Origin of the sequence: Spirillospora sp. CA-142024 (genome assembly GCF_050942325.1) — a bacterium.
Classification (GTDB): domain Bacteria; phylum Actinomycetota; class Actinomycetes; order Streptosporangiales; family Streptosporangiaceae; genus Spirillospora.
Genome location: NZ_CP192077.1, coordinates 6990873 through 7008033, shown reverse-complemented (window position 1 = coordinate 7008033; position 17161 = coordinate 6990873). Strand labels below are relative to the sequence as shown.

The window sequence follows — 17161 nt, the reverse complement described above, 5'->3', positions numbered from 1 at the left end:
GTCCGCATGTTCTTCCCCCGTGCGGTGAGCGCGAGGGGGAGGCAGATGACACGCGTGTTCGGCGATCCGGTGGACGTCTGGGTGAGCGATGGGCGTCCGGTCCGGTTCGTCTGGCGTGGCCGGCTCCACACCGTCCGGCGGGTGCTGGAGCACTGGGTCACGACCCGTGACTGGTGGCGGGAGCAGGAGCCCGACGGCGAGGCCACCGGTGAGCGGGAGTTCTGGCGGGTCGAGGCGACCCCGGACCGGGAGATCGGCGTCTATGAGCTGCGTTATGACGTGGCGGCCGACAGCTGGCTGCTTTCCCGGGTATGGGACTGACGTGCATATTCATGTCGCTTCGTCCTATTCGCTTCGGTTCGGCGTCGCGCCGCCCGCGGCGCTGGCGGAGCGCGCGGCGAGCCTCGGCATGGAGACGCTGGCGCTGACCGACCGGGACGGCCTGTACGGCGCCGTCCGTCACGTTCGGTCATGTGCGGACGTGGGCATCGGGGCGCTCGTGGGCGCCGACCTCAAGGTCGCCTCCACCGGCGAGGAGCGAATCGTGGTGCTCGCCGAGGGGCGCGCCGGATGGCGGTCGCTCTGCCGGCTGGTGACGGCCGCGCACGCGGCGGGCCGGCGCGGCGACCCGCTGGTCACGCGGGAGATGGTCGGCGCGCACGCCGAGGGCCTCACCGTCCTGCTCGGCCCCGCCTCGGACGTGGGCCGGGCCGTCACCGGGCGGCGGCCGGACGTGGCGGCGGCGCGGCTGGACGCCTGGCGCCGGACGGCCGAGACCGTGATCGAGATCGTCGACCTGCGGGCCAGGGGCGACGGGCCCCGGGCGGCGCGGATGCTCGCGCTCGCCCGCGAGGCCAGGGTGCCCGCGGTGCTGGGCAACGCCGTCCGCTACCTGGATCCGGCCGACCACCCGGTCGCGCAGGTGCTGGACGTGACGCGCCGACTCGTCCCGCTGGACCGGCGGCACCTGGACGACCAGAGCGGGCAGGCGTACCTGAAGCCGATCCCCGAGATGCGCCGGGTCGCGGAGCTGAGCTGCGGCCCGGAGGAGGCCGAGGCGCTGCTGGCGGCCACCCGGCGGCTGTCGGAGCGCTGCGTCCTCGACCCCGGCCGCGACCTCGGGATGGACGACGTCCACCTGCCGGACTTCGACGGCGACCCGCACGCCCGGCTCGTCGCCCGGTGCGCGGACGGGATGGCCCGGCGCGGGCTCGCCGGGTCCCGCGAGGCGGCCGCGCGGCTCGACGGCGAGCTGGCGGTGATCGCGCGCAAGGGGCTGGCGTCGTACTTCCTCACGGTCGCCGACGCCGCCGCGCTGATCCGGGAGCGCGGCATCCGGTGCGCGATCCGCGGCTCGGGCGCGGGCAGCCTGGTCAACCACCTGCTCGGCATCGGCGACCTCGATCCGCTGCGGCACGACCTCGTGATGGAGCGGTTCCTCGCCGACAGCCGCGAAGGGCTGCCCGACATCGACCTCGACGTGGAATCGGCCCGCCGGCTGGAGGCGTACGAGGCGCTGTTCGACCGGTTCGGCACCGACGGCACGGCGTGCGTGTCGATGATGGAGACCTACCGGGCGCGCAGCGCGCTCCGCGACGTCGGCAACGCCGTCGGGCTCCCGCCCCACGAGATCGACGCCATCGCCAAGGCGTTCCCGCGGATCAGGGCGAGCCAGATCCGGGCGGCGCTGGAGGACCTCCCGGAGCTGCGGCAGAGCAACCTGGCGGCGGGACGGCTGGAGGTGCTGTTCAGGATCGCCGAACGCCTGGACGGCCTGCCCCGCCACATCGCCATGCACCCGTGCGGCGTCCTGCTGTCGAACCCGACGCTGCTCGACCGGACGCCGGTCGAGCAGGCCGCCGCCGGGTTCCCGATGAGCCAGTTCGACAAGGAGGACGTCGAGGACATGGGGCTGCTGAAGCTCGACGTCATCGGCGTCCGGATGCAGTCGGCGATGGCGCACGCGGTGGCGGAGGTCGCCCGGGTGACGGGGGAGGAGATCGCGCTGGAGGACGTCCCGCGCGACGATCCCGCGACGTACGCGCTGGTCCGCACGTCCCGGACGCTCGGCTGCTTCCAGATCGAGTCGCCCGGCCAGCGGGAGCTGATCGGCCGGCTCCAGCCGCGCGACCTGGACGACCTCGTCATCGACATCTCGCTGTTCCGCCCCGGCCCGGTCAACTCCGACATGGTGTCGCCGTTCCTGGAGGCGCGCGCCGGGCTCCGGGAGCCCGCCTACCCCCATCCCGATCTCGAACCGGTGCTGCGGGAGAGCCTCGGCGTGGTGGTCTTCCACGAGCAGGTGCTCCGCGTCTTCGACGTGATGACGGGCTGCGGCCTGTCCAAGGCGGAGGCGGCGCGGCGGAGCCTGAACCACGAGCGCGGCCAGGCCGTGGTCGGCGCCTGGTTCCGCGAGCGGGCGCTGGCGCGCGGCTACGACGAGCCGTCCGTCGAACGCGTCTGGCGGACGCTGACCGCGTTCGGCGCGTTCGGCTTCTGCAAGGCCCACGCCGCGTCGTTCGCGCTGCCCACCTACCAGTCGGCCTGGCTGAAACGGCACCACACGGCCGCGTTCTACGCCGGGGTCCTCACCCATGATCCCGGCATGTACCCCAAGCGGGTCATCCTCGACGACGCGCGGCATTTCGGCGTCCCGATCCTTCCGCTGGACGTCAACCGGTCGGCGGCGGACTGGCACGCCGAGCCCGTCCCCGCGGGCGGCGCGACCGGGATCCGGGTCGCGCTGAGCGAGGTCAGGGGCATCTCCGACGCCGAGGTCGAAAGGATCGCCGCGGCTCGTCCGTACACGTCGCTGACCGACTTCTGGCGCCGCGCCCGGGTGTCCCGCCCGACCGTCGAGCGGCTCGTGCTGGCCGGCGCGTTCGACGCCGTCCACGACGGTGTCCCGCGCCGCGACCTGCTCTGCCGGGTGGGCGCCCTCGACCGCCTCACCGTCCGTCCCGGGCGGGTCGCCGAGGGGCAGTTGCCGCTCGGCCACGAGGACGGCGACGGGGCGCCGTCGGCGCCGTCGGTCATGGAGGCCGCCCTGGCCGCGGAGATCCCGGCCGGTGGGCTGCCGCCGATGACGCCCGCCGAGGTCGTCGAGGCGGAGCTTGACATCCTCGGCATGGACGTGAGCCGGCACATCATGACCTTCTACGACGGGCTGCTCGCCGGGCTCGGCGTCGTCCGCGCCGCCGACCTGCCGGGACGTCCCGACAAGAGCGACGTCCTGGTCGCCGGCGTCAAGGTCGCGACGCAGACCCCGGCGGTCAGGTCGGGCCAGCGCGTCATCTTCGCCACGCTGGACGACGCGACCGGCCCGGTCGACCTCACGTTCTTCGAGTCGGTGCAGGACAGGTGCGCCGCCACGGTCTTCGGCTCATGGCTGCTCGTCGCCCGCGGCCGGCTCCGCCGCGCCGGGGCCCGCGCCGTGTCGATCACCGCGTACGGCTGCTGGGACCTGAACACCCTGTACGAGGAGTGGCGCCGCGGCGGCCCGGACGCCGCCCGCGCCGCCATGGCGGCGACGCCCGGCCGCGGCCGCCCGGTGGGCCGCCGCATCGTCCAGCCCACCGGCTTCGCGATGTCCCCGTACTCCGACGTCGACCACGCGGGCCCGGCCGTCAAACGCCCCCCGAGAACACCTCTCTGGCACACCAGCCAGGGCAGCTCCGGCCCCGTCCCCTAGGTCAGTCGCGCGCTATCTGGATGCGGGTGATCTGGAAGACGGTGGCCATGCAGAGGGCGGCGGCGAGGGCCTGGAAGGCGGCCGCGGCGACGCCTATGTGGACGTCGAAGCGGGCGTCGGCGAGGGTGTCGACGCTGCCGTGCGTGAACACGCGGCCGAGGACGAGGCCGAGGAGGGCGCACGCCCACCAGCCGGCGACGACGACCCCGGCGGCCTGGCGTTCGGCCGTCCGGTACCGGCCACTGTTGACCCACACCTCGTAGACCATCCGGGGCGGCAGCCACAGGTTGACGACCGGGAGGAACCAGCCGAGCAGCACCCAGGCGCGGTGGTGCCGGTGCGGGCCGGGCGACTGCCGGAACGCGCGCCACAGCCACGTGAGGTACAGCAGGCCGGTGACGGCGGCCATGATCGCGCCGATGGTGAACACGTCCGTGTAGGGGGCGAGGGCCCTGCCGGTCGCGGCGGCGTCATAGCTGTCGTGCGTCGCCTCCCGCAGCGGATGGGCGAGCCTGAGCAGGCTGATCCCCGAACCGAGGGCGACGAACGCGTTGAAGCCGAGCAGCATGAAGACGGCCACGCCGACGGCGCGGAAGTCGCGGCGCCGCGCCCACGCGCCGCAGGCCGGGCACCGGTCGACCTCGGTCGGGATGATGTCGCCGCACAGCGCACACGGCATGATCCACCTCCCTGGGCCTTTACGGTTCGCTGCTTCGGATACTACGTACGTTTGACTTACGCGGCCCAACGCGGGTTCGGGCTCTTACCGGATCGTCACACCTGGAACACGAGCCGTGTGGCGGCGTAGGTCGCGGCCGCGGTGACGGCGGCCCAGGCGGCGAGGCGCCCGAGGCCGCCCGTCGACAGCAGCCGTTCCGGGCGGAGACCGGTGACGGCCAGCAGCGCCCACCACTCGGCGGCCAGCGCGATCGTCGCGTACAGCGACCCGAAGCCGATGAGGGCGAAGAGCAGGATCACGCCCGCCGGGGTCACCGTGTGCGCGAACAGGGCGGGGCCGCGGGACGGTCCGTGCAGGCCGTTGCGCAGGCCCGCGAGGACGACCCCCCAGCCGGCGGCGCACAGCAGCCACGCGACCAGCACGGTCACGGGCAGCCCGTTCAGCGACTCCGGTGCCAGTGCCGTGCCTCCCCGCGTTCCCCCGTCGTGCCGTGCCGTTCCGCGGATCAGGTCATGAGACCCGACTCCCACGCCCACGCGGCCGTCGCGACCCGGTTCCGCGTGTCCAGCTTGCGGGAGACGCTCCCGAGATGCGTCTTCACCGTGGACAGCGACACGAACAGCTCCCCGGCGATCTCCTCGTTCGTCCGGCCGCGCGCGAGGAGCCTGACCACGTCCAGTTCCCGGCCGGTGAGCGGCTCGCGCGGCGGGACGGGCCGCGCGGGCGGCCTCGCCAGGTGCTCCAGCAGCCGGACGGTGATGGACGGCGACACCAGCGACCCGCCGTTCGCCGCCGCGCGGACGGCCTCCACCAGCAGCGCGGGACCGCTGTCCTTCAGCAGGAACCCGACCGCGCCGCCGCGCAGCGCCCCGTACACGTACTCGTCCATGTCGAAGGTCGTGACGATCACGATGCGGGGCGGGTCCTCCGCGTGCGGGCCGGCCAGCGCGCGGGTCGCCTCCAGGCCGTCCATCCGCGGCATCCGGATGTCGAACAGGCACACGTCGGGCCGCAGCCGGCGGGCCAGCGCGACGGCCTCGGCGCCGTCGGCGGCCTCCCCGACCACGTCCATGTCGGGCTGCGAGTCGACGATCATCCGGAACCCGGTCCGGACCATCTCCTGGTCGTCGGCGATCAGTACGCGGATGGCCACGGAGCCGATTGTGTCAGCAATCCGGATCAGCCGTCCCCGGCCGGCAGCACGGCGACGACCTCCCAGCCGCCCTCCGGCCGCGGCCCGGCGCGCAGCCGCCCGCCGAGCGCGCCGACCCGCTCGGACAGCCCGGTGAGCCCGAACCCGCCGGACGGCAGCCGCCGGCCGCGCCCCCGGCCGTCGTCCCGCACCGCCACCTCGACGTCCCGGCCGACGCGCGCGACCGTGACCCGCACGCTCGCGGCGTCCGCGGCGTGCTTGCGGATGTTGGTCAGCGCCTCCTGGACGACCCGGTGCGCCGACGCCGCCACCTCGGGCGGCAGCGTGCCGAGACCGGGCGCCAGCGCCAGCGCGGCGGGCGGGTGGGTGAACCCCTCGACGAGCTCCTGGAGCTGCGCGAGGTCGCCGACGGGACGGGTGGTGGAGCCGCCGTCGGCGACTGCGTCCCCGTCCGGCGCGTTGACGTTCTGGGCGTCCCGCAGCAGGCCGACCATGCGCCGCATCGAGGTGAGCGCCTCGGTGCCGGCCTTCTCGATCCCGCCGAACATCTGGTCGAGCTGCTCCTGCGTCTGCCCCGCCCCCGACTGCGCCGCGAACCGCGCCGCCTGCGCCTGGACGACGATGCCCGTCACATGGTGGGCGACGAAGTCGTGCAGGTCACGGGCCAGCTCCAGCCGCTCGTCCCGCCGCGCCGCCGCCAGTGACCGGGCCCGCCGCGCGTCCAGCGCCCGCAGGTAGAGGCCGACGCCGAGCGCGATCGCCACCGTGATGCCGAGCGGCGCGGTGAACAGCGCCGCCGCGATCACCGACCAGCGCAGCGGTGTCGCCAGGATCGCCACCCCGAGCAGCACCGCGATCGGGACGAGCTGCTCGCGGCGCGCCTTCCAGACGATCCGGGCGAGGACGATCAGCAGGCCGCCGATCTCCGCGAACAGGCTCGGGGCGCCGAAGTCGGGCCGGACCGCCGTCCCGAGGTAGAGGGTGCTGAACGCCGACAGCGTCCCGGCGCCGGCCGCCCACACGACGAACCGCCGCCCGGAGATCGCCGCGACGTTGGCCACGGCCGCGACGACGACCATCCACAGGGCGGCCGCGTCACTGAGCGAGGCGACCACGCAGGCCAGCAGGTACAGGCCCGCGAACCCGGCGTACGCGGCGCGCAGCACGCAGCCGCCCACCGAGTGGATGCGGTCCAGCCGTGCCCCGACGTCGCTCACGTTCAAGGAGGGTACGACCCGTTGCCGACCAGCGGATCGACCATTCGGCCGATGGCGGGCCGCCGGGGCCCGACCTGTGCCCGATGCAGCCCGGCCGGTGCCGCGCGCACCCTCAGCCCACAAAAAGGTGGAGCGGCCCCGGGGGGCCGCTCCTGATTGAGTCTCGCTGAGGCTGATGGACTACAGGACGTTCTGCGGGTGGGGCTTGCCGTCGCCGGTGCCGCTGCCGCCGTCGCCCTCGCCGTCCTTGCCCTTCCCGTGCTCGTCGCCACCGAACGCGACAATGCCGAGCTTCATATCGGTCTCCGTTTCGTTTTTCACGAGTGGACCGGGCACACCCTTGTTGGCACACCCACTGGCCACCGTCCGGACAACGGCCAACCGGGCAACTCAGACCGAAGTGCATCGGCTCAAGCCATCGCAGTGCACGGGCCCGGCACGCGGTCGGCCGTCCGAGCGCCCGGACGGCGCGCCGCCCGGCCCGGCTCCGTGTCCCAAGCAGCCGAATAAACGTTCGAAAATGTCAGAGGTGCTGCATACCGTTGACCTTGTGACTTGGGAGACACCCGGGAACAGGTGTCGAACCAAGTGGCTTGTAACGACGTACCTAGGGGTATGTGACAACCGGTGGCATCCGCACAGGCGCGGGCCCGCCAGGTTCATGGAAGGGGTGTTGGCATGAAGGCGACCGGCACGTTCCATCTCTCTCACCCGCGGCTGAACGGGCCCGCCGAACGGACCGTCGTGGAGCCGTGGCTCACCGGGCTCTCCCATGCGACGCTGAACGCCTACGCCGAGACCTCCGGTCCGCTGGCCGAGATCGAGGCCCTGCCCGTGCGGCCGGTTCCGGCCGTCCGGCCCCTGCCCGCCCGCCGCGTCGCCGTCGCGGCCGCCTGACGACTCGCTGAGAAGGGGATCGAGGCGACGCCTCGATCCCCTTTCTCATGCCCGTGCGTCTCGTATATTGATACCCAGTTCTCAAATTATGAGAAGCCGTCGTACCGTGGGGACACCGGACACAGAAAGGTGACCCGATGAACGCGACCTACACCCACGGCCACCACAAGAGCGTGCTGAGCGCCCACCAGTGGCGCACGGTCGAGAACTCCGCCGCATACCTGATCGGGCACCTGCGTCCGGGCCTGTCGGTGCTGGACGTCGGCTGCGGCCCCGGCACGATCACCGCCGGGCTGGCCGAACGCGTGGCGCCGGGCAGGGTCGTCGCCGCAGACTCCGCCGCGACCGTCCTGGACGAGGCCCGCAAGAACACGGCCGCCCTGGACAACGTCGAGTTCGCGGTCGCCGACGTCCACGCCTTGGACTACCCCGACGACACCTTCGACGTCGTCCACGCCCACCAGGTCCTGCAGCACATCACCGACCCGATCCAGGCTTTGCGCGAGATGCGCCGCGTCACCCGGCCCGGCGGCATCGTCGCCGCGCGCGAGGCCGACTTCGGCACCATGATCTGGTACCCGGACCCGCCGGGCATGGACTCCTGGCTGCCGATCTACTACAAGGTGGCGCGCGGCAACGGCGGCGAGCCCGACGCCGGCCGCCGGCTGGTCTCCTGGGCCCGCGCCGCCGGGTTCACCGACGTCACCGCCTCCGCCGGTGCGTGGTGCTACGCCACTCCCGAGGAACGCGAATGGTGGAGCGAATCCTGGGGCGGCCGCCTGGTCAGATCGTTGGTCGCGGACCACGCCGTGGCCGGCGGCCACGCCACCCGGGCCGAGCTCCAGCGCGTCTACGAAGGCTGGAAGGCATGGGCCGCCGCCGAGGACGGCTGGTATTCGGTGACCCACGGCGAGGTCATCTGCCGCGCCTGAGCGGCCCCGGGCCTACGCGCGGGCACGTGTGCGGTGGGCGGCGAGGCCCGACAGGACCGCCGCGACCGCGAAGAACGCCACCACGGGCAAGGACCCGCCCACGTCCTGGAACGGCGCCACGTCGCCCGCCGGGTCCTCGGTGGCGTAGACGACCTCGACCGTGGCTCCCCGCACGGCCTTCCGAGGCCAGCCGCGGCGGTTGTCCTCCGCCTTCACTGTGTGACCGTCGCGTACGGTGAACTCGACCACGAGGTGCCCGGACGAACGGGTGCCGACGCTTTCCAGTACCCGCGCCGTCGCCCTGGCCTTGCCCTTCTGGCCCGCCCAGGCGGCCACCGCCCCGCCGCCCCAGACGACGGTGAGCAGGCCCATGACGCAGGCGACGACGAGGCACGCGATGTGGACGGGGCGACGAAGCCGCGATGTGGCCGACACCCCATTCATGATCGCCCATCGGGCCACCGGCGGCGTGCCGGGTCGTGGTCAGAAGGGGTCGGTCAGGTCGCCCAGCTTGTCGGTCAGCCGGAGGTTGTGGGAGTAGTCGACCGGGACGGTGATCACGGAGACCGTGTCGTCGGCGAGCGCCTTGCGGAGGGTGGGCAGCAGCTCGCCGGCGGACTCGATCCGGTAGCCGCGGGCGCCGAAGCTCTCCGCGTACCGGACGAAGTCGGGGTTGCCGAACCTGATGTTGGAGCTGCGGCCGAGTTCGAGGTCCATCTTCCACTCGATCAGGCCGTAGGCCGAGTCGTCCCAGATCAGCACGGTGATCGGGATGTTCTCGCGGACGGCCGTCTCCAGTTCCTGGGAGTTCATCAGGAACGCGCCGTCGCCCGTCGCGGCCAGGACCTTGCGGTCGGGGTGGGCGAGCTTGGCGGCGATCGCGCCCGGGACGGAGAAGCCCATGGACGACAGGCCGTTGGAGACCAGCAGCGTGTTCGGCTCGTAGGTCGGGTACAGGCGCGCCATCCACATCTTCACCGCGCCGGTGTCGGCGAGGACGATGTCGCCGCGGCCCATGGCGGCGCGGACGTCGGCGACGATGCGGCGCGGGGAGAGCGGGTGGCCGTCCTCGGTGGCGCCCTCGGCGAGCTCCTCGCGGAGCATCTGCCGGATCTTCCGGCCAGTGCCGTTTACGTCGAAGCGGCGGTGTACGGAGTCGGCGAGGGCGCGGAGCGTCCGGGAGATGTCGCCCTGGATCCCGACCTCGACCGGGTAGTGGTCGTCGACCTCGGCGGGCGACTGGTGGATGTGGATGATCTTCTTGTCCGCGGCCGGGTTGATCTTGACCGGGTCGAACTCCTGCAGCTCGTAGCCGACGGCGATCAGCACGTCCGCCTCGTCGAAGCCGAAGTTGACGAAGTCGTGGCGCATGAAGCCCACGGCGCCGAGGGCGTTGCGGTGGTCGTCGGGGAAGACGCCCTTGCCGTTGAACGTGGTCGCGACCGGCAGGCCGAGGTGCTCGGAGAAGTACACGAGGGCGTCGCCCGCGCGGGCGCGGGTCGCGCCGTGGCCGGCGAGGACGATCGGCCTGCGGGCGAGGGCGATCACGTCGGCGGCGCGGGCGATCTGCGACGGTGACGGCTCCTGCGCCCGGACGACGTTCACCGGCAGCGGGCCGAGGCCGGCCGAGACCTTCGCCGATTCCACGTCCTCCGGGATCGCCAGGTAGACGGCGCCGGGACGTTCGGTCTGCGCGGTCTTGAACGCCTTGCGGACCATCTCCGGCAGCGCCTCGGCGGTGGGCGCGAGCTCCGACCACTTGGTGATCGGGCGGAAGAGGGAGACCAGGTCGATGATCTGGTGCGACTCCTTGTAGATGCGGTCCAGGCCGACCTGCGCCGAGATGGCGACGACGGGCGTGCTGTTGGTGGTGGCGTCGGCGACGCCGAGCTGCAGGTTGATCGCGCCGGGGCCGAGCGTCGCGGACGCCACGCCCGCCTTGCCGGTCAGCCGGCCGTAGATCTCGGCCATGAACGCGGCGCCCTGCTCGTGCCGGACGAGGATGTAGCGGATCGCCGAGTCGTTCAGCGCGTTGACGAAGTGGATGTTCTCCTCGCCCGGGATGCCGAAGACGTATTCGACGCCCTCCGCCTCAAGGGTCCTGACGAGCAGCCGGGCGGCGTCCTCCTGCGCGGACATCGTGTCCCATCTCCAGTCTGCGTATCTCCTGGGTGTACCTGGTGCAGCACCCGGGCTCCCGCCTCCATTCCTCGCGCCGATGTGTCGTCGATCTCTCAGGCGTCGGCCATCTCCTTGATGGCGCGCAGGGTGGGCTCGTCCCTCACTCCGGCGATCAGGAGGGTGGTGACGGGACTGTCGCGCCACAGCTGGAGCCTCTCCTTGATCCGCCCGAGCGGGCCTAGGAGAGATATCGCGTCGGCCAGCTCGTCCGGGACGGCCTTGATCGCCTCGTCGCGGCGGCCGTCCAGGAACAGCTCCTGGACGCGCTCGGCCTGCTCCGCGTAGCCGAGCCGGCCGATCAGGTCGAGGTGGAAGTTGCGGTCCTTGGCGCCCATGCCGCCGATGTAGAAGGCGAGCGGGATCTTGGCGAACTCCAGCGCCGAGGCGAGGTCCCCGGTGACGATCGTGGTGACGGTGGCGGCGATCTCGAAGCCGTCCGGCCGGTTCGCCAGCGACGGGCCGAAGACCGGGTCGATCTGGGACGGATCGACGAACAGCGGCAGCCAGCCCTGCGCGACCTCGGTGGAGAGCGCGACGTTCTTCGGGCCCTCCGCGCCCAGATAGACGGGGATCTCCGGGCGGACGGGGTGGGCGATCGACTTCAGCGGCTTGCCGAGGCCGGCCCCGCCCGGGTAGGGCAGCGGGTAGTGCGGGCCCTCGCTGGTCACCGGTGCCTCGCGGCGCCACACCTGCCGGACGATGTCGAGGTACTCCCGGGTGCGGGCGAGCGGCTTCGGGAACGGCTGCCCGTACCAGCCCTCCACCACCTGCGGGCCGGACGCGCCGACCCCGAGGATCACCCGGCCGCCCGACAGGGCGTCCAGCGTGAGCGCGTGCATCGCGGTGGCCGCCGGGGTCCGCGCCGACAGCTGGACGACGGCGGTGCCGAGCTTGATCCGGGACGTGCGCGCGCCGTACCAGGCCAGCGTGGTGAACGCGTCCGAGCCGTACGCCTCGGCGGTGAACACCGAGTCGTAGCCGCAGCGCTCGGCGGCCAGGACCGTCTCGGTCTGGTCGTCGGGGTCGCGCTGCCAGTAGCCGACGTTGATGCCGAGCTTGAGTTCCGCGGTCACGTTCCACCCTCCGGTTGCCGACGCACCGGCGATACTAGAACACGTTCTAGTTTTCTGGAAGGGGGCGCGGCGCGCCCGGCAGGGGCCCGCCGGAGCGCCGCGCACGGCGAGGGGCCGCGGCGTGGCTCGCCGCGGCCCCTCATGCCGTCCCTTGCTAGCTCTCCTTGATCGCGTTCAGCAGGCCCCGCCAGGCGGACGGCGTCAGCACCAGGGCCGGGCCGGCGGGGTCCTTGGAGTCGCGCACCGCGCGAAGGTCGCGGGACAGTGGCGCCACCTCGACGCACTGGTCGCCGCTTCCGCTGCGGGACGACTTGCGCCAGACGGCACCGGTGAGTTCGCGCTGCAGGTTGGTCACGGGCTGCTCCTAGCTGCCTCGGCGATGAGGTGCGCGGAATCCTCGGGGGACAGGGCGGCCGCCTCGATCCGATCGAAGCGATCCCTATGTTTTGCTATTGCCTCGGCGCTCTCAAGGTAAACGTCGCCCATGGTGCCCTCTACGTAGGCGATATCGGGGTCCGCGGGGTCTGGATACGACAATATGGTGAAACGTCCGTCGAGGCCCGCATGTGCCTCTGCTGTATACGGAAGTACCTGAATCGTCACGGATGGGCGGGTCTCCACGGCGGTGGCGAGGGCGTCCAGTTGGGCCCGCATCACCTTCTCGCCCCCGATCGGGCGGTACAGCACGCCCTCGTCGAAGATGACGTGCAGGCGCGGCGCGTCGGTACGGTCCAGGAGCGCCTGGCGGATCTTGCGGGCGGCGATGCGGCGCTCGATGTCCTCCGGCCCGGGCAGCAGCCGGCCCGCCGTGATCACCGCCCGGGAGTACGGCTCGGTCTGCAGCAGCCCGTGCACGAGCTGCGGGTCCCAGGTGCGGATGTGGGACGCCTCGTCCTCCAGCGCGACATAGCTGCCGGCGAAGACGTCCTGGTAGGCCGTCCACCAGCCGCGCTGGCCCGCCTGCCGGGCCAGGGTGATGAGCGCGTCGCGATCCGGGCTCGGGACGCCGTACAGGTCGAGGATGTCGGCGATGTCGCCGGGCTTCGGGCGGGTCTGGCTGGTTTCGAGGCGGGAGACGGTGGCTCGCGACCAGTCGAGCCGATCCGCCACCTCCTGCAGGGTCAGTCCCTGCTCCTCGCGCAGTTTGCGGAGCTCCCGGGCGAGCCGGCGGCCACGGACGGTGGGGCGGTAGGTCATGAGTGTGGAGTCTTACCACTTCGCGGGCTCGTCACAACGCGATTGACGAACACGGCAGGAAGGGCAGAACAATTCCGTGAAGGGTGTTGCGATCGTGAGAATCTCACGACACGCTTGAATCCGTGACCGGCCGGGAACTCATAGTGACGAACCGGCCGGCCGCTCCCCGGGCACGCAGCACGCAGACGCGGGAGGAACCCGTGAAGAGCACCCCAGCCGACCCGACGGCGGAGACCGAGGCCTACACGACGGCCGGTGGCGACGACGCCCCGGGCGACGGAACGCCTGGCTGGGTGTGGGCCCTGCCGGGCGGGCCGGGATGCGCCGGGCACGCCCGCGGCGTCCTGCACGACGCGCTCGCCTCGCTCGGCGTGCCGCCGGACGGGATCGCCGACGCCCAGCTCATGGTGAGCGAGCTCGCCACGAACGCGCACCAGCACGCCGGTGAGCACGGCCCGCACGAGCTGTGGCTCTACATGGGCGACGGCACGGCGGGCGAGGTCCGCTGCGCCGTCTTCGACGCGCTCGCCGACGCGGGGCTGCCCGGTTACTCGTGGACGTCCGGAGACTGCGGGCGCGGGCTCAGCATCGTCCGGGAGCTGTCCTCCGGGCGCTGGGGCCTGCGGCGCACGCTCTCCCGGCTCGGGCCGCCGGTCCGCGGGAAGGCCGTCTGGTTCGCCGTACCCGGAACCGGCGTGCCGTCCCCCGGCTAGCCCCCCCGCTGCGGCTCACCGCGACGGCCTATTCTGTGCGGCGTGACCATCGCGGACAGGACGCTCGTGTTGTACGGCGAGGGCGTGCGGGAGACGGCCCGCCGGATGCTGCCGAAGGTACCGGACGAGTGTTTCGTCCCGATCGGGCCGGAGCGGTTGCGCGCGGCGGTCAAGGACGGTCTCGCGCAGGTCGTCATGGTCGCCGGGATGGCGGAGCAGGCCGCGTTCCTCGGCGGTGCGGCGGGCCTCCTGGAATCGATCACGCTGGACATGGACTGCGGGCCCGCCCTGGCGGGGCGGGTGGCGGAGGCGCCCCGGGTTCTGGACGTCTACGAACTCTGGCAGGGCGCCGGCAAGCTCGGGCCGTGCGGACGCGAACTGTGCCGCCGGGCGGCCGTGGAACTGGAGCGCCTCGCCGCGGACATGGCCGGCATGTCGTCCAGCCCCGTGGCCGCCCAGGTCGTGCTGGTGGACGCGGCAGGAGAACGCATGGTCGGCATGTACGGGCGAATGGCCCGGTAGGCGATGCTGACGGTCGTCGGCCGCGACGGATCGCCGCTCTCCGAAGCGGCCAGAGCGGCTCTGGAGAGTGCCGCGCTGGTCGTCGGGGAGGCCCGCCTGCTGGAGGGCCTGCCTTTGGCGCCGGGTGCCGGCAAGGCGGCCACCAAGGACCTCGCAGAGGCACTGAAGGGCGTCGACGTCGCCGAACAGGACGTCGTGCTGGTCGTGGACGGCGATCCCGGCTACTTCGGAATCATCAGAGAACTGCTCGAACAGGGCCACGCCCCAGAAGCCTTTCCTGCGACGCCGCCGGTGGCACGGGCCTTCGCCCAGGCCGGGCTGCCCTGGGAGGACGCGCTGGTCGTCTCCGCCAAGGACGGACACCTGAGGCAGGCCGTCAACGCGTGCCGCGCCCATCCGAAGGTGGCGGTCCTGACCGGACCGGGTGCGGGGCCCGCCGAGCTGGCGCGCGCGCTGTTCCCCGTCACACCGCGTTCCTTCGTGGTCTGCGAGAACTTGGGCGGCCCTGGGGAGCGGGTCGTCTACGTCCGTCCGGCCGAGGCGACCACTCGTCCCTGGAACGACCCTGAAGTGGTGCTGGTCCTCGACAACCGGCACGCGCTCGGCGAAACGGGCTGGATCTCGGGGGCCGCGCCCGGCCCCGCCGGATGGGCGCTGCCCGCGGACGCCTTCGGTGAAGGACCGGGCCTGCGCCCGGATGTCCGGGCCTTCGTCCTGGCCAAGCTCGGGCCCCGGATCGGCGACATGGTGTGGGACGTGGAGTCCGGCGACGGCTCGGTGGGCATCGAGTGCGCCCGGTTCGGCGCGGCCGTGGTCGCCGTCGACCGCGACTACGCCGCGTGCGAGCGGGTGCGGGAGAACGTCCGGCTGCACGGGGTCAAGGTCGCGATGGCGTCCGGTGACGTCCGGTCCACGGCCGGCCATCTTCCGGAACCCGACGCCGTCTTCCTCGGCCCCGGGTTCGCGGGACGCGGCGGACCGGACGCCGTCCGGGTCTGCGCGGCGCTCGGCCCGGCCAGGATCGTCGCCGTGGCCGCGGCGGACGATGCCCGCGCCATACTGGACATCCTGGACGAGCAAGGCTTCATCGGCGGCGCCGTCCGGCTCCAGGCCACCCCGCTGACCCCGCCGGGAGAGCCGGGAGAGCCCGTGATCGTCGTCTGGGGCGAACAGGACGCCCGGACCCCGGAATGGCGGCCGTCCCGGAAGAACCGCCCGATCGAGACCATCCCCGGCCCGCCCGGAGCAGTGGAGGAGCGCAGTTGACCGTCCGCCAGCCCCACCCGATCGAGGTGCGGTCGTATGAGATCCTGCGGTCCCGTGTCGACCTGTCCCCGATGCCGCCGCTGTGGCGGGCCGTGGCCGAGCGGGTGATCCACGCCACCGCCGACCTGGAGTACGCGGTGGACCTCGTGACCACGGAGGACTCCCTCACCCGGGGCTGGGCGGCGTTGCGCGACGGGGCGCCGATCGTCACCGACGAGGGGATGGTCGCCGCCGGGATCAGCGCCCGGGAGACGATCTGCCACGCCGCCGACCCGGCCGCCGCCCGGATGGCGCGCGCCGCCGGCATCACCCGGCCGGCCGCGGCGGTCCGGCTGGCGTACTCCGAGGTCGGCCCCGGCGCGGTCTGGGTGGTCGGTTCCGCGCCCGAGGCCATCTCCGAGATCATCGCCCGCCGGGTCGCGCCCGCCCTGGTCATCGGCATGCCGGTGGGGTTCGTCGGCGCGTGCGAGGCGAAGGAGGCGCTGCGCGGCAGCGGGCTGCCGCAGCTCAGCAACGTCTCGGAGAAGGGCGGGTCGGCGGTCGCCGCGGCGGCCGTCAACGCGCTGCTCTACCACGAGGCGGGGCCGGCGTGACCGAACCCGGCGAGGTGGATCTCCGCCATCACGGTGACTCGGAGGTCGGCGACGGTCTCGCCGACTTCGCCGTCAACGTCCGGGCGGGCACGCCCCCGGACTGGCTGGCCGAGCGGATCCGCGCCTCCGTCACCGGTCTCGCCGCCTACCCCGACCCGCGCCCGGCGCGCAAGGCGGTCGCCAGGCGGCACGGCAGGTCCGCCGAGGAGGTGCTGCTCACCGCGGGCGCCGCGGAGGCGTTCGTCCTGCTCGCGCGGGTCCTCACGCCGCACCGGGCGGTGGTGGTGCACCCGCAGTTCACCGAGCCCGAGGCCGCGCTGCGGGCGGCAGGGCACGACGTGGAGCGGGCGATCCTCGGCAAGGACTTCACGCTCGACATCGTCCGGCAGGAGGTCCTGGTCCCGGACGACGCCGACCTCGTCGTGATCGGCAACCCCACCAACCCGACCTCGGTGCTGCACCCGGCCGCCGCCGTCGCCGCGCTCGCCAGGCCCGGCCGGACGGTCGTGGTGGACGAGGCGTTCATGGACTGCGTCCCCGGGGAGCCGGAGACCCTCGCCACCCGGCTGCCGCCCGGAATCGTGGTCATCCGCTCCCTGACCAAGACATGGGGGCTCGCCGGGCTGCGCGCAGGGTACGTCTTGGCCGATCCCCATCTGATCGGACGGCTCGCTGAGGCGCAGCCGCTCTGGGCGGTGTCCACGCCCGCGCTCGCCGCCGTCGAAGCGTGCTCCACGCCGGAGGCCGTCGCCGAAGCCGAGGCGTGGGCCGTCGAACTCACCGCCGAGCGCGACCGCCTGGCGGCCGAGCTGTCGGCAAGGGGCCTGTACGTCGTGCCTGAAGCACGAGCGTCGTTCTTGTGCCTGTGCGTGCCGGACGGTCTGGGCATCAGGGCCCTGCTCAGGCAGCGTGGTTACGCCGTCAGGCGCGGAGACACCTTCCCAGGACTCGGTTCGGACTGGCTGCGCATCGCCGTGCGCGACCGTGCGTCCAATGACCGGCTGCTGGACGTGCTCGGTGAGCTGGGCATCTGACTCCAGAAAGGAC

Annotated in this window: 18 protein-coding genes; 9 read left to right on the top strand and 9 right to left on the bottom strand. The window is 72.8% G+C overall.

Translation table 11 applies throughout. The annotated features are described in order from the left end of the window. The first annotated feature begins 45 nt into the window (after positions 1-45). Entirely contained in the window at positions 46-321 is a 276-nt protein-coding gene (locus tag ACQPZP_RS33085) for a DUF6504 family protein (RefSeq protein ID WP_433463304.1), read from the top strand. Position 322: 1 nt separating this feature from the next. Then, positions 323-3691, top strand: coding sequence for a DNA polymerase III subunit alpha (locus ACQPZP_RS33080; protein WP_433473617.1), 3369 nt, complete (start codon positions 323-325; stop codon positions 3689-3691). Position 3692: 1 nt separating this feature from the next. Here the strand turns inward: ACQPZP_RS33080 and ACQPZP_RS33075 are convergent, their stop codons facing one another. The 4 genes from ACQPZP_RS33075 to ACQPZP_RS33060 all read right to left on the bottom strand — a co-directional run bounded on the left by ACQPZP_RS33075 (position 3693) and on the right by ACQPZP_RS33060 (position 6740). Further along, a complete protein-coding gene (locus tag ACQPZP_RS33075) occupies positions 3693-4370 on the bottom strand; it encodes a DUF4328 domain-containing protein (protein WP_433473616.1) in 678 nt (225 codons plus the stop codon). Between the two features lie 95 nt (positions 4371-4465). Continuing rightward, on the bottom strand, positions 4466-4798 hold the full coding sequence (locus ACQPZP_RS33070) for a hypothetical protein (protein WP_433473615.1): 333 nt from the start codon (positions 4796-4798) through the stop codon (positions 4466-4468). Positions 4799-4875: 77 nt separating this feature from the next. Next, the gene (locus tag ACQPZP_RS33065; RefSeq protein ID WP_433473614.1) at positions 4876-5523 is read right to left on the bottom strand and encodes a response regulator; all 648 of its coding nucleotides are present in this window, start codon (positions 5521-5523) and stop codon (positions 4876-4878) included. A gap of 26 nt (positions 5524-5549) precedes the next feature. Continuing rightward, a complete protein-coding gene (locus tag ACQPZP_RS33060; RefSeq protein ID WP_433473613.1) occupies positions 5550-6740 on the bottom strand; it encodes a sensor histidine kinase in 1191 nt (396 codons plus the stop codon). Between the two features lie 678 nt (positions 6741-7418). Here ACQPZP_RS33060 and ACQPZP_RS33055 point away from each other — a divergent pair. Next, positions 7419-7637, top strand: coding sequence for a hypothetical protein (locus tag ACQPZP_RS33055; RefSeq protein WP_433473612.1), 219 nt, complete (start codon positions 7419-7421; stop codon positions 7635-7637). 137 nt (positions 7638-7774) lie between these two features. Beyond that, on the top strand, positions 7775-8569 hold the full coding sequence (locus ACQPZP_RS33050; RefSeq protein ID WP_433473611.1) for a methyltransferase domain-containing protein: 795 nt from the start codon (positions 7775-7777) through the stop codon (positions 8567-8569). Between the two features lie 12 nt (positions 8570-8581). Here ACQPZP_RS33050 and ACQPZP_RS33045 read toward each other — a convergent pair whose 3' ends face one another. The 5 genes from ACQPZP_RS33045 to ACQPZP_RS33025 all read right to left on the bottom strand — a co-directional run bounded on the left by ACQPZP_RS33045 (position 8582) and on the right by ACQPZP_RS33025 (position 13020). Further along, positions 8582-9004, bottom strand: coding sequence for a hypothetical protein (locus ACQPZP_RS33045; protein WP_433473610.1), 423 nt, complete (start codon positions 9002-9004; stop codon positions 8582-8584). A gap of 48 nt (positions 9005-9052) precedes the next feature. Next, positions 9053-10708: an acetolactate synthase large subunit gene (locus ACQPZP_RS33040; RefSeq protein WP_433473609.1), complete on the bottom strand. Its 1656-nt coding sequence runs from the start codon at positions 10706-10708 to the stop codon at positions 9053-9055. Positions 10709-10803: 95 nt separating this feature from the next. Continuing rightward, positions 10804-11823 (bottom strand): LLM class F420-dependent oxidoreductase, encoded by a 1020-nt coding sequence (locus tag ACQPZP_RS33035; protein WP_433473608.1) that lies wholly within the window; start codon positions 11821-11823, stop codon positions 10804-10806. A gap of 154 nt (positions 11824-11977) precedes the next feature. Continuing rightward, entirely contained in the window at positions 11978-12178 is a 201-nt protein-coding gene (locus ACQPZP_RS33030; RefSeq protein WP_433473607.1) for a DUF397 domain-containing protein, read from the bottom strand. Then, entirely contained in the window at positions 12175-13020 is an 846-nt protein-coding gene (locus ACQPZP_RS33025; protein ID WP_433473606.1) for a helix-turn-helix domain-containing protein, read from the bottom strand. The genes ACQPZP_RS33030 and ACQPZP_RS33025 overlap by 4 nt, the downstream gene beginning before the upstream one ends. Before the next feature lie 200 nt (positions 13021-13220). Between ACQPZP_RS33025 and ACQPZP_RS33020 the strand changes: the two genes are divergently transcribed. The 5 genes from ACQPZP_RS33020 to cobC are packed head-to-tail and all read left to right on the top strand — an operon-like array spanning position 13221 to position 17148. Further along, positions 13221-13733, top strand: coding sequence for an ATP-binding protein (locus ACQPZP_RS33020; protein ID WP_433473605.1), 513 nt, complete (start codon positions 13221-13223; stop codon positions 13731-13733). A 42-nt stretch (positions 13734-13775) separates the two neighbouring features. After that, positions 13776-14255, top strand: coding sequence for a hypothetical protein (locus ACQPZP_RS33015; protein ID WP_433473604.1), 480 nt, complete (start codon positions 13776-13778; stop codon positions 14253-14255). A 3-nt stretch (positions 14256-14258) separates the two neighbouring features. Further along, a complete protein-coding gene (gene cbiE / locus ACQPZP_RS33010; protein ID WP_433473603.1) occupies positions 14259-15521 on the top strand; it encodes a precorrin-6y C5,15-methyltransferase (decarboxylating) subunit CbiE in 1263 nt (420 codons plus the stop codon). Beyond that, complete coding sequence (locus ACQPZP_RS33005) at positions 15518-16114, top strand: precorrin-8X methylmutase (protein ID WP_433473602.1); 597 nt, start codon at positions 15518-15520, stop codon at positions 16112-16114. The genes cbiE and ACQPZP_RS33005 overlap by 4 nt, the downstream gene beginning before the upstream one ends. Beyond that, complete coding sequence (gene cobC / locus ACQPZP_RS33000; protein ID WP_433473601.1) at positions 16111-17148, top strand: Rv2231c family pyridoxal phosphate-dependent protein CobC; 1038 nt, start codon at positions 16111-16113, stop codon at positions 17146-17148. The genes ACQPZP_RS33005 and cobC overlap by 4 nt, the downstream gene beginning before the upstream one ends. Positions 17149-17161: the final 13 nt, after the last annotated feature.